Source organism: Nocardia sp. NPDC055029 (genome assembly GCF_053608525.1).
Genome location: NZ_JBSGVQ010000053.1, coordinates 1 through 13,126, shown reverse-complemented (window position 1 = coordinate 13,126; position 13,126 = coordinate 1). Strand labels below are relative to the sequence as shown.

Genomic DNA, 13,126 nt, shown 5'->3' with positions numbered 1-13,126 from the left:
CGTGGACGAGCCGCCGGAAGGGGAACCGGCGGCTCGTCGACACACGTAGATCAGTGATGGCCGGGGCGGCGCTGTTCACGCCGATCGTCCTGGCCTGCTCGCGTCATGCCTTGCGAGTCATCGCCCATCTGGTCCTGCCGCTGTTGCTGCTGCTGCCGCGGCATCTGCTTGGGCATTTTCTTAGGCGCTTTCTTAGACTTGTCAGCCATCTCCACACGGTCCTTTCCGAGGGATAGTGTTTCGCCTAACGCGCCTACGATAACCAGCGCAATTGCACTCCGGTAGAGGTGCGCGAAAAATGGCATTCCGACCAGGGAATTCGCGGCGTGTCGATATCCGCCGATTAATCCACGATCATTATTTGCCAACGCATGAATTGCGCGAAATTCCCCCGTCATCGACGGTTTGTGATTCGGTATGGGGCTCAATTGTGTAGCGGTAGGAACTCGACGACGGTGCCGTCGGTGGCTTCCGGGGGGACGATGACCAGGCCGTCGCGGTCGATCAGGCCGGCGAGGTGGGCGGTGCGGACGGAGACGTCGCCGGTGTAGCCGCCTTCGGGGGCGTGGCGGGCTGGGGTGATTCGCTGGATGGGGCCAGCGATGTCGGCGGCGTTGTGCAGGGGGCCGCGGAGAGAGCGGGGCGGGGGTGCTGCGGTGCGGCCCGCGACTATCGAGGGGGTGAGGGCCAGGAGGACGGCTATGGCGGCGAAGGGGTTGCCGGGGAGACCGAGAATGGTTGGGCCGGTCGGGAGTTCGGCTACGACGGTGGAACCGCCTGGGCGCATGGACAATCGCGGGACCACGATGCGGGCTTCGGCGCGGGCGATCGCGGTGCGAAGTTGATCGGCCGCCCCGCCGCCGGTGGCGCCGACGACCACCAGGAGGTCGAAACCTGCGGTGGCGGTGAGCATGTCGTCGAACCCGTGGGCGGTGTCGCGGAGGTGGACGCGGTCGACGACGTGGACGCCGAGACCGGCGAGGATGTCGGGGAGTACCGGGCCGATGGAGTCGCGGGTCTGGCCGGTTTGCAGGGGGCCGGTGCTGCGGATCTCGTCGCCGGTCATCACGATGCGGGCGCGGACGGGACCGCGAACCAGGCCGGAGGTGACCTCTACCGAGGCGGCCGCCGAGCGGAGCGCGGTGGTGACCCGGGTGCCCGCGGGGGCGAGGAGGTCGCCGACCATCTGGTCCTCGCCGCGCTTGCGGACGTCGCTGCGGTGCGCCGTGCCGGGGCGGCGGCCGAGTTCGTCGCCGGTGATCGCGGCGAACTCGTCGCGCAGGACCGACGTGGTGCCGTCGGGGACATGCGCACCGGTGGCGATCCGGATAGCCTCACCGGGCAGCAGGCCGACCGGCCGGGCACCGCCCGCGAAGCCGATGTCGCGGCGCAGCCGCCAGGGGCCGTCGCCGCACACGGCGAAGCCGTCCATCGCGGAGACGTCGAAGCGGGGTAGTGCGCCCGCGGCGATGATCGGTGCGGCGAGCGTCGCGCCGCCGACCTCGCTCAGGTTGGCCTCGTAGGCGACCAACGGGGTCAACTCGGCGGTCAGGCGCGCTCTGGCTTCGGTGAGGTCGAGCCGGGTCGTCGGTTGGTGGGCCATCATCTCGCGGGCGCGGTGGACCTCTTCGTCGGTGTCGCAGTCCGCGGTGCCGGGTAGCTCGACGAAAGTCGTCTCGGTGGGCACGATCGCCTTCATCGGCTGGTTCACCAGGGAATCGAGCCCGGCCAGCGCGGCCGCGAGGGCGGTGCGCCGCCAGACGCCGACGAGATACTGGGGACGTCCGGAACTGTCGATCGCGAAGACCGCGTCGGTGGTGGATTCGGCTGCCCGGCGGAGCAATTCGCGCACGGTGTCGGCGGTGAGGAACGGCATGTCCGCGGCGAGCACCACGATCCAGGGCGCCGAATCGGGACCCAGCGCGCTGAGACCGGTGCCGATCGCCGCGACCGGCCCCGAACCCGGCGGCACCTCACGGACCTGCTGAATCCGGGCAGCCAGCTCCGGCCGATGCGGCCCGACCACCACCATCTCGCCGCACTCGCGCACCGAGTCCAGCGCCGCGTCGAGCATCGACCGGCCGCCGATCACGATCGCGGGCTTGTCGACACCGCCCATCCGGCTGGCCCGCCCGCCCGCGAGCACGATCGCGTCGGCGGCGGTCATCGGCTGATTCGGCGTTGGGGGATCGGCACAAATGTCATGCTAGCCGTGCGTGAAGCCGGCGCCCGGCGCCCGGCGGCTGAGTTCCGCGCATGAGGTCGAGGTTCTCGCGAATACTGCGGCGTGCCTGGGCCGAGCGTCACAGCCTGGCTGTGCGGAGCTCTGCCCGGCCGTCGGTGATCGGGACGCCTTCCTCGGCGAGCAGCCGCAGCTGGCGGGCTGCCAGATGGGCGGCGGGGCGACCGGAAGCGCCGATGACCCGGTGCCAGGGGAGGTCGGCGGAGTCTGTGCGCATGATCCAGCCGACGGTGCGGGCGGAGGACAGGCCCGCGGCATGGGCGATGTCGCCGTAGGTGGCGACGCGGCCGGGCGGGATCGCGGCGACCAGCGCGCGGACCCGTTCGACCTGTTCCTCCGTGGTGGCCGCCATCGCCTACAGGGCCGCGGCGATCAAGGCGGCGGCTTCGGCGGGTCGCGCCTGGGCGACCATGTGATCGCAGTCCCAGACTTCGACGGTGAGCCGGTCGCCGAGGTGGGCGGACAGCGCGGCGAGGAACTCGCCGGTGACATACGGCGGCTGCACCTTCGCCGCCCGCACGAGCACGGTCGGCAGATCGGCGGGCGGCAGCACGAACGGCCGGGCCAGCTGACCCCAGTAGGAGGTGATCGCCGGCTGGAAGATCCGCCAGCCGACCCGGCCGCCCTCGGTGGGCACCAGGTGCTCGGCCAGCTCGCGCTCCAGGACCGCCGGGTCCACCTCGTCGGGACTCCAGGCGCTGTGCTGCTTGTCCGACCTGGCCTCGGCGATGTCGGTGTAGTCAGGGGAGGCCAGGTTGGCGAGCGCGACCTGTTCGATCAGCTTGGGATCGATGCCGATCGCGGGATCGAGCAGGACCAGCGCGCGCACCAGTTCGGGATGGCGCCGGGCGAGGTGGATGCCTGCCGCGCCGCCGAAGGAATGTCCGGCCACGACGACCGGGCCGTCGGTCTCGGCGCGCAGCAGCGTGGCGAGGTCGTCGACGATCGTCTCGAAATCCCACGGCGGCAGCGAGCTGGATCGGCCGTGTCCGCGCAGGTCGGGGGCGATGACCCGGGCCCGGGGAAGGTGCTCGGTGGCGAGGGTTTCCCAACGGTTGCCGTGGCCGGTGAGACCGTGCAGGGCGAGGACGACGGGGCCGTCGGCGGGGCCGAAACGGTGCACATGAAGCGAGGACACGACAGCCATTCTGGCCGGTCGCGCACGGTCGCGCAGCGTGTCTGTCCGGCAGGGGGGTGCTGGCGTGTCGTACTGGTCTGTTGCAATAGCCGACGTGGTGCGATCGGATAGCTCGGTGCGACTAGTGCGCCGGACGACGCGGGCGCCCCGGCCGCGGGCTTGGGGCGCCCCTGTTCGCGCGCTGTTCGCCGAGCAGGCCCAGCCGGCGCCGCCACGTCCGGGCTGGCTGCCGTGGCAGGTCCTCGGCGGGCCGGGCACCGGGAAGACCGCCCTGCTCGTCGACCTGGTGACCGCGCGGATCACCGACGGCGCCGACCCCGCATCGATCCTGGTCCTGACCCACACCAAGCAGGCCGCCGCCGCGCTGCGCGACGCGATCACCGCCCAGCTCGGCCCGCACGCGGGCGGCATTCCCGGCGCGAGCAGGGAACCGATGGTGCGGACGCTGCACTCCTACGCGTTCTCGGTGCTGCGCCGCCACGCCGACCTGCACGGCAATCCGCCGCCCCGGCTGCTCACCGGCGCCGAACAGGACGCGGTGTTGCGCGAGATGCTGCGCGGCGACCTCGCCGACATCGAGGCGGGCGCGCGCGGTCTGTGGCCGCCGCGGCTGCAACCCGCGCTGGCGCTGGGCGGATTCGCCGAGCAACTCCGCGACCTGATGTTGCGGGCCACCGAACGCGGGCTCGGCCCCGAAGACCTGATGGCGCTGGGGCGCGAACACGACAACGACGCCTGGGTGGCGGCGGGCCGGTTCTTCCAGCGCTATGAAGAGGCGTCGATGCTGCGGTGGTCGGTCGGTGTCGCGGCGCCGGAGGCGACAGCGCCCGCCCTCGACGCGGCCGAGCTGGTCGGGGCGGCGCTCGACGCGCTGGCCGGTGACCGGAACCTGCTGGCCGCCGAACGTGACCGGACCCGCTCTCTGCTCGTCGACGACGCCCAGCATCTCGACCCGCAGGCCGCGACCCTGGTGCGCGCCATCGGCAGTGGTAGTGCGAGCACGGTGATCACGGGTGACCCGGATCAGAGTGTGTTCACCTTCCGCGGTGCCGATTCGCGCTTCCTGGTCGATATCGACACGCTGCCGCAGCGGCGAATCATCTTGCGGAACAACCATCGCAGTGGTGCGCCGATCCGCCTCGCGACCGCCCGGATCGCGGCGCGGTTGCCGGGCAGCGCGCGTCATCGGGTGCTGCCAGGGCAGGAGTCGCGACCGGCGGAACCCGCGACGCCTGCCGACTTCGAAGGCGCGGAGCCGGATTCGGCGATCAGTGGTGAGATACCGGAGCTGTTCGCGCACGGCGGTCCGGATCTCGAGGACCAGAGCGGTGCGACCGAGGTCGACGAGTCGAGCGTGCGGGTTCGCGTGCTGTCGACAGCGGCCAAGGAGGCCGCGCTCATCGCCGACCATCTGCGGCGGGCGCACCTGACCGACGGGATTCCGTGGTCGTCGATGGCGGTGATCGTGCGGTCGGTGCCGCTGTCGCTCGCACCACTGCGGCGTGCGCTGCTGGCGGCGGGTGTGCCGGTGCGCAGGCCTGCGGTGGCCGAGCCGCTCGCGCGCAGGCGCGGTGCGGCGTGGATGGTGCTGGCACTGCGGGTACTGCTGGCGGGTGATCCGTCGCGGCCGGGGTCGCGCCGCGCGATCGATGCCATGTTCTCGCCGGAAGACGCGATGGATCTGCTCGCCGGACCGCTCGGTGGCGCCGATCAGATCGCACTGCGCCGGTTGCGTCGCGGTGTCCGGCGCACCGTCCTCGATCTGGAACGCACCGGGGCGCTGGCCGCCGCCGACCCGTACGCCGACGCCGCCGACCAGTTCCTGCTGTGGGGCGAGGCGCCGCCACCGCCGCCGGAAATGCCTGAGCCGGAACCGAACCCGATCGATGACGAATGGCTGCCGCCGGAACCCGACCCCGAGGATCCGCTGCGTCCCGACCCCGAACCCGACTGGGACGTCGCCGAACGCCTTCCCGACGACATCGACATCCTCGACGCCGAAACCCTGCCCGCCGCACCGCCGGTCGAGATGGGTCCGCCACGGCCGGAACCGGAACCGCCCGCGGTACCGCTGATCGACCAGTCCTCGGCCGAAGTGCTGCGCGACCTGATCGTCGGCATCGGCGAGGAGCGGCTGCTCGACGGACTCACCGAGGTGGAGGCCGCGCCGCTGCAACGCGTGCTGCGCGCCGTGCGCAAGGCCAGGGAGACCCAGGCCAGGGGGCAGGGCCTCGAAGACGTGCTGTGGACCCTGTGGACCAGCTCGCGGCTGGAACGGCGCTGGTTCCGCCAGTCCCGCCGGGGTGGCGCCGCGGGCATGCAGGCCGATCGCGATCTCGACGCGGCTGTCGAATTGTTCGACGCCGCAGCGGCTTACGTCGACCGGTTGCCCAAGGCCAGTATCGAGGGTTTCGTCGAATACCTGCTGCACCAGCAGATTCCGCAGCAGGGCAGGCCGCTGACCGCCGAGGGTGAGGCGGTATCGCTGCTCAGCGCGCACGCCGCGGCCGGGCGGGAATGGGATGTGGTGGCGGTCGCCGCTGTGCAGGAGGGTATCTGGCCCAATCCGCGCGCCAGGGGCACCCTGCTGCACACCGAGGACCTCGTCGACCTGGTCGCCGGGGTGGATCCCGGTGCGACGACGAGCCGGGCCGCGCCGATCCTCGCCGAGGAACGCAGGCTGCTGCTCGTCGCGTGCAGCAGGGCGCGGCGATCGCTGCTGGTCACCGCCGTCGAATCCGCCGCAGGGGACCAGGATCTCGTGCCGTCGCGGTTCCTCACCGAACTGCTCGGCGACGACGACACCGGCGAACCCGGCGCACTGCCCGTCGCCGATCCCGGTCGCGCGCTGGTGATGCACGCGCTCGTCGCCGAATTGCGCGGCGTGGTCTGCGATCCCACCACCGCACCCGACCGGCGCGACCGGGCCGCCCATCAGCTGGCCCGGCTCGCCGACGCCGGTGTCCCCGGCACCGACCCGGGCGACTGGTACGGCACCGCCGACCTCAGTTCCGACCGGGAACTGTGGGACGACGACGATTCCCCGATCGGGCTGTCCCCGTCGACGGTCGAACTACTGCGCACCTGCCCGCTGCGCTGGGCGCTGGAACGCCACGGCGGCACCGACGGCGACAACCCGCACGCCGTCAAGGGCAACCTCGTGCACACGCTGGTGCAGGCGCTGGCCGGTGAGGTGCCGGAGGCGCAGGTCCGCGCCGCGCTCGACCAGGCGTGGAAGACGGTCGACCCGGCCACCGGCTGGCATTCCCGGCAGGAACTGCGCCGCACCGAGGCGATGCTGGAGACCTTCCTCGCCTGGGTGCGCACCACCCGCGGCGAGCTCACCCAGGCCGGTGTGGAGGTGCCGGTGGACTGCGTGCTGCCCGCGCGGGCGGACGACGAACGCGCCGTGCGGATCCGCGGCCGCATCGACCGGCTGGAACGGGATGCGCAGGGCCGGTTCGTGATCGTCGACGTGAAGACCGGCAAGACACCGGTCAGCGCGAAGGCCGTCGCCGATCATGCCCAGCTGGCCACCTACCAGGTGGCGGCCGCCCACGGCGCGCTGAACGAGGAGGAGTCCGACGGGTCGCCGGTCGCCGATCCCGGTGGCGCGCGGCTGGTCTATGTCGCCAAGCCGCACAACAAGACCGGCGCCACCGAACGCGCTCAGACCGCACTGGACACCGAAGGTCTCGAGACCTGGCGCGACACGATCCACGACGCCGCCGGCGCCACGCGCGGGCCCGGATACCTGGCCGTGCGCAACGACGGGTGCAGGCACTGTCCCGTCGCGGGCAGTTGCCCGGTGCAGGACACCGGACGGCAGGTGACCGACGAGTGAGCGGTGTGCGCGTCACCCCGCAACGGCTGGCCGACGCGCTCGGCCTGCCGCCACCGACCGCCGAACAGGCGGCCGTCATCGCCGCGCCGCCGGGACCGACGCTGGTCGTGGCGGGCGCGGGCGCGGGCAAGACCGAGACGATGGCCGCGCGCGTGGTGTGGATGGTGGCCAATCAGCTGGTGGCGCCCGACGAGGTACTCGGCCTCACCTTCACCCGGAAAGCCGCCCAGCAGCTGACTTCCCGCATCCGCACCCGCCTCGCGCGGCTGGCAGGCGCGCCGCTGGTCCGCGAGATCGACCCGACCGGTGCGCTGCGGACGCTGATCTCCGGCGCCGAACCCGAGATCAGCACCTATCACTCGTACGCGGGCAGACTGCTCACCGCGCACGGCCTGCTGCTGCCGGTGGAGCCATCGGCAGCGCTGCTCACCCAGACCCAGCTGTGGCAGCTCGCGCACGAGGTGGTGCGGTCCTGGGACGGTGACCTCGACACCGACCGCACACCGGTATCGGTGACCGAGGCGGTCCTCGCGCTGTCCGGGCAGCTCGCCGAGCATCTGGTGGAACCGGAACAGCTGGCCGAGGCACACGCCGAGCTGGAAAAGCTGGTCTACACGCTGCCCGCCGGGCCGCGACAGCGCGGCGGGCCGAGCAAGGCGCTGACCGCCGTCGTGGATGCGCAACGGGAGCGGGTGGAGCTGCTGCCCCTGGTCCGCCAACTCGCCGAAGCCCTGAATCGCCGTGGCGCACTCGATTTCGGTTCGCAGATGTCCCTGGCAGCGCAACTGGCGGTCGACCACCCGGAGGTCGCCGCTGCCGAACGCGCGAGATTCAAACTGGTCCTGCTCGACGAATACCAGGACACCGGCCACGCCCAGCGAGTGCTGCTGTCGGCCCTGTTCGGCAACGCCGAGGCCGTGCGACAAGACCGCCCTCGCCCGGTGCGCGTGCGTGGACGTGCGTCTACCGCCCAGACGCCGGACGCCGACATGTTGTGGGGCCCAGCGGATCACCTGGACTCGGCGGAATCCGGCCAGCTCACCGGAGTTCGCGGCGACGACCGGGATGGCGGGCGCGCCCACGGTGCTGTCGACGGTGACCTCAGCAGCGCACCCGAAGGCGGCATGGTGGGGCGCGGGGCCGGCGCGGTCTCGGATGAGCAGCCACCTGGCCGCAAGGCCAGACCAGGCGCTGGGCAATTCGTTGCAGGCACGAGCGAACCGGCGGAAGCTGCGTCGGGTGGTGACACCCTCGCCGTGACAGCGGTTGGTGACCCGATGCAGTCGATCTACGGCTGGCGTGGTGCCTCGGCAGCCAACCTCCCTCGCTTTGCGACCGATTTCCCCACGGCACCGGGTCTCCCCGCACCGATCCTGCCGCTGCTGACCAGTTGGCGGAACCCGCCGGAGGCACTCGCACTGGCGAACCTGGTTGCCGATCCGCTGCGACTGCGGGCCAAGGCCGCGGGTGGGGCGACGGTCGACGCGTTGCGGGCCAAACCGGAGGCGCATCCGGGGATTGTGGAGCTGGCGCTCACCGAAACCGTTGCCCAGGAGCGTGACTGGATCGCCGAGCGGATCGCGCGGGAATGGGCGGCGGCGCGGGTAGCCGAGCAGCCGCCACCGACCTCGGCGGTGCTGATCCGGCGCAATGCGGACGCGGCTCCGATCGCGGAAGCCCTGCGCGAACAAGGGCTACCGGTCGAAATTGTCGGCCTCGGTGGACTACTGGCGACACCGGAGGTCGCCGATATCGTCGCCACCCTCCGGTTGATCGCCGAACCAGGCACCGGAAGCGCCGCGATCCGGATTCTCACCGGTGCGCGCTGGCGGCTCGGCGTCGCCGACCTGGCCGCGCTGGCCCGGCGTGCGCGGATGCTGTCGATCGGCAGCCTGTCCGGCGACGCGTCCAGCGCCATCACCGACGCGGCCGGGCTGGCGACGGCACTGCGTGAGGTCGCACCGGAACCCACCGAGCAGGCAGGACTGGCCGACGCCATCGCCGATCCCGGTGCGCCGGACCAGTATTCGGACGCTGGATTCGCACGCATCCTCGCGCTGGGCGAAGAGCTGGCCGCCTTGCGTGAACGCAGCGGTCAGCCGCTGGTCGAGCTCGTCGCCGATGTCGAACGCACCATCGGCGTCGGCGTGGAAACCCAGGCCAGACGTGCCATCGCCGGTGGTGGTGCCGGTCGTGAGCACCTCGATGCCTTCGCCGAGGTGGTGGCCGGCTACGCGGCCGACTCGCGGGCGTCGCTGAGTGGCCTGCTGGCGTTCTTCACCGCCGCCGAGTCGGTCGAAAACGGTTTGGAGCCTGGTGAAGTGGAGGTCGCGCGCGATCGTGTGCAGGTGCTCACCGTGCACGCTGCCAAGGGCTTGGAATGGGAGGTCGTCGCCGTGCCGCACGTGAGCGCGTCGGTGTTCCCGTCGACGACCGCGCTGAGCACCTGGCTCGGCGCGCTCACCGAACTGCCCACCTCCCTGCGCGGCGACCGCGCCCAGCCCGACGCGTCCGAGGGCGTGCCCGTTCTCGACCTGAGCCGGGTGGGGGATCGCGCCGAACTCGAGCACGCCATCGCCGGGCACAAGGAGGCGCTCAAGAGTCGCCGGCTCGACGAGGAACGACGGCTGTTCTACGTGGCGCTGACCAGAACCGAACGGGTACTGCTGGTTTCGGCCTACTACTGGCCCGAGACCGGCACCGCGCAAAAGGGTCCGTCGGATTTCCTGCTCGAACTGAAACAGGCCAACGAGGACACCGGCAGCGCGGCCTTCGGCGTCGCCACCATCGCCCGCTGGGACGACCAGCCGCCGCCCGACGCCGTCAACCCGTTCGCCGACAATCCGCCCACCGCCCAGTGGCCGCGCGACCCACTCGGCGGCCGCCGCGACCCGATCGAACAGGGCGCCGCGCTCGTCCGCGAGGCGCTCGAACAGTTGCGTTCGGGCCCAGCCGATCCCGAGACGGACGACGAGGACGATCCGGAGGGCTGGGCCACCGACGTCGACGCCCTGCTCGCCGAATTCACCGCCGCCGAACTCGCCGAACAACAGGTGGAGCTGCCCGGCCAGCTGCCGGCCACCGCGCTCGTCGAACTGCGTGCCGACCCCACCCGGCTGGCGGCCCGCCTGCGCCGCCCGCTGCCCTATCCGCCGAACCCGATGGCCCGGCGCGGCACCGCCTTTCACGCCTGGGTGCAGTCCTGGTTCGGCACCGAGCAGCTGCTCGGCCTCGACGAACTGCCCGGAGCCGCCGACAGCACGACCGAACTGGGCCGCGCCGACCAGGAACTCGCCGCCATGCAGGCCGCGTTTCGCCGGTCGCCGTGGGCGCACCGCAACCCGATCGACGTCGAGGTGCCGTTCGAGACCAGCATCGCGGGCACCGTCATTCGCGGCCGGATGGACGCCGTGTTCGCCGAACCCGGCGGTCGCTGGCTGGTGGTCGACTGGAAGACCGGCGCCGAACCCGGTCCCGCCGACGAAGCCGCCGTCGCCGTGCAGCTGGCGGTCTACCGCCTCGCCTGGGCGCGGCTGATGGCCGCCCGCACCGGCGCCACCGAGGACCAGATGCTCCAACGAGTCGGCGCGGCATTCCATTACGTCCGTTCCGGCCGCACCATCGCCCCCGCCGACCTCGCGGGACCGCAGGAGCTCGAGCAGCTCATCCGCGACGCCGCTCCGGCCCCGGATGTCGAATGAGCCCGGCGCGCGGGAACACAGTAGGCTCCCGGTTTGTGCCGGAGCCTGACGAAATCGGTGCCGGGCCGAGCGAAAGGAGGGGGCGATGTTAGGGGACAAGGTCGGCCCGATCGGGCTCAGCAGCAGCCCGGACTACGCGCTGGTCGGTTTGTTGCGGATCCCCGCGGCACAGACCAGTCCGTGGTGGTCGCTCACCCGCCGCGTCCTGTTCGCGATCGCCCTGCTGTTCACCGCGGCGATCGTGGTGTATGTCGGCCGCGACGGCTACAACGACAACGCAGGCGGCGAGCTGTCGTTCCTCGACGCGCTGTACTACGCCACCGTCTCGCTGTCGACGACCGGCTACGGCGACATCTCCCCGTTCTCTCCGTCGGCGCGACTGATCAACACGATCGTCATCACCCCCCTGCGCATCCTGTTCCTGATCGTGCTGGTCGGCACCACCCTCAGCGTGCTCACCGAACGGTCGCGGCAGGCGTTCAAGATTCAGCGATGGAGGCACACCGTGCGCAATCACACCGTCGTCGTCGGCTACGGCACCAAGGGACGCACCGCGATCGACGCCATGCTCGGCGACGGGGTGCAGCAGTCGGAGATCGTGGTGGTCGACACCGACGCCGTGGCACTCGAACAAGCCGCGAACGCGGGCCTGGTCACCGTGCACGGCTCGGCCACCAAATCCGATGTACTGCGGCTGACCGGTGTGCAGCGGGCCGCCTCCGTCATCGTCGCGACCAATCGCGACGACACGGCCACGCTGGTGACGCTCACCGCCCGCGAACTGAACAAGACGGCCAAGATCGTCGTCGCCATCCGCGAGGCCGAGAACACCCACCTGGTGCGCCAGTCCGGCGCCGACTCGGTGGTCGTGTCCTCGGAGACCGCGGGCAGGCTGCTCGGCATCGCCACCACGACGCCCACCGTCGTGGAGATGATGGAGGATCTGCTGACGCCCGAACAGGGGTTCGCGGTCGCCGAACGTGAGGTCGAACCGGGTGAGATCGGCGGATCGCCGCGGCACCTCAGCGACATCGTGCTCGGCGTGGTGCGCGGCGGCGACCTGATCCGGGTGGGTGAACCCGAGGTGGACGCGCTCGACGCGGGCGACAAGCTGCTCTACATCCGGCGCGCCGGGAAGTAGTCGGCGGCCAGGCGTAGCTCCGGCCATGCGCAGGTCTTCGGACGGCTGCGCCGGGCTGCGCCCACTATGCTCGGCATTGTGCCGTTCCGACTGAAAGACGTTCCGCTGCTGTCGCGTTCCACCATCGATCGAGCCGAGCACGTCCGGCTCGATCCCGATGCCCTGCGCGAAGGCTGGGGTAAAGCGAAGGTCCTGCGTGTCGACGCGCGCGGGCGGGTGCGGGTCGAGAGCGCCGGTGTCGTCCTCGACGCGGCCGTCACGATCGCCGAACAGCCGGGTCCCGGCGCGGTCTTCCTCGGCGTCGTCGAGGGCAGCCACCTGTGGGCCGTGCGCGAGCCCGAACTCGACGGAACGCTGAAGGATCTGCGAGCGCTCGGCGCTGTCGACGACTTCACCGCCGACCTGCTCGCCACGGCCTACGCACTGCTGAACTGGCACGATCACGCCGGATTCCACGGCGGCGACGGCACTACGACCACGCTGGCGCGGGCGGGCTGGTCCCGGCTCACCGCGGACGGTGTCGAGGAGTTCCCGCGCATCGACCCCGCCATCATCTGCCTGGTGCACGACGGCGCCGACCGCGTGCTGCTTGCCCGCCAGCACACCTGGCCCGCGACGATGTTCTCGCTGCTGGCGGGGTTCGTGGAAGCGGGCGAGTCGCTCGAGCACTGCGTCGAGCGTGAGGTCCGCGAGGAAGTGGGCGTCGACGTGCGCGAGGTCACCTACCTCGGCAGCCAGCCGTGGCCGTTCCCGCGCTCGCTCATGGTCGGCTTCGCCGCGGTCGGCGATCCGGAGCAGGAGCTGGTGTTCTCCGACGGCGAGATCGCCGAGGCGCACTGGTTCACCCGCGACGAAGTCCGAGCCGCACTCCAGATCGGGGACTGGTCGGCGAAGGACACCGGCGCGCGGCTGCTGGTGCCCGGTTCGATCTCGATCGCACGCACGATCATCGAATCCTGGGCGGAATAGTTGGAGCGCTGGCGCGCTCGAGTTCGCGGCCCCTTGTGTCCCGCCGGTCAGGTACCGGTGCTTGCTCCTTCGTCGCCTACGCACCGGCACC

Annotated in this window: 8 protein-coding genes; 4 read left to right on the top strand and 4 right to left on the bottom strand. The window is 71.4% G+C overall.

The window, feature by feature from the left end:
- Nucleotides 1-50: 50 nt before the first annotated feature.
- The 4 genes from ACWF9G_RS31400 to ACWF9G_RS31385 all read right to left on the bottom strand — a co-directional run bounded on the left by ACWF9G_RS31400 (nt 51) and on the right by ACWF9G_RS31385 (nt 3,389).
- The gene (locus ACWF9G_RS31400) at nt 51-398 is read right to left on the bottom strand and encodes a hypothetical protein (protein ID WP_452519735.1); all 348 of its coding nucleotides are present in this window, start codon (nt 396-398) and stop codon (nt 51-53) included.
- Between the two features lie 26 nt (nt 399-424).
- Entirely contained in the window at nt 425-2,167 is a 1,743-nt protein-coding gene (locus tag ACWF9G_RS31395; protein WP_452519732.1) for an NTP transferase domain-containing protein, read from the bottom strand.
- 136 nt (nt 2,168-2,303) lie between these two features.
- On the bottom strand, nt 2,304-2,594 hold the full coding sequence (locus tag ACWF9G_RS31390; RefSeq protein WP_452519730.1) for an MGMT family protein: 291 nt from the start codon (nt 2,592-2,594) through the stop codon (nt 2,304-2,306).
- A gap of 3 nt (nt 2,595-2,597) precedes the next feature.
- Entirely contained in the window at nt 2,598-3,389 is a 792-nt protein-coding gene (locus ACWF9G_RS31385) for an alpha/beta fold hydrolase (protein WP_379308540.1), read from the bottom strand.
- A 115-nt stretch (nt 3,390-3,504) separates the two neighbouring features.
- Between ACWF9G_RS31385 and ACWF9G_RS31380 the strand changes: the two genes are divergently transcribed.
- From ACWF9G_RS31380 to nudC, 4 genes are all read left to right on the top strand, one after another.
- Nucleotides 3,505-7,224, top strand: a complete 3,720-nt coding sequence (locus ACWF9G_RS31380; protein ID WP_452519761.1) for an ATP-dependent helicase — start codon at nt 3,505-3,507, stop codon at nt 7,222-7,224.
- Nucleotides 7,221-10,925, top strand: coding sequence for an ATP-dependent helicase (locus ACWF9G_RS31375; RefSeq protein ID WP_452519729.1), 3,705 nt, complete (start codon nt 7,221-7,223; stop codon nt 10,923-10,925). Before ACWF9G_RS31380 ends, ACWF9G_RS31375 begins: the two co-directional genes overlap by 4 nt.
- Before the next feature lie 85 nt (nt 10,926-11,010).
- Nucleotides 11,011-12,066, top strand: a complete 1,056-nt coding sequence (locus tag ACWF9G_RS31370) for a potassium channel family protein (protein WP_379308542.1) — start codon at nt 11,011-11,013, stop codon at nt 12,064-12,066.
- Between the two features lie 75 nt (nt 12,067-12,141).
- A complete protein-coding gene (gene nudC, locus ACWF9G_RS31365; RefSeq protein WP_379308546.1) occupies nt 12,142-13,035 on the top strand; it encodes an NAD(+) diphosphatase in 894 nt (297 codons plus the stop codon).
- Nucleotides 13,036-13,126: the final 91 nt, after the last annotated feature.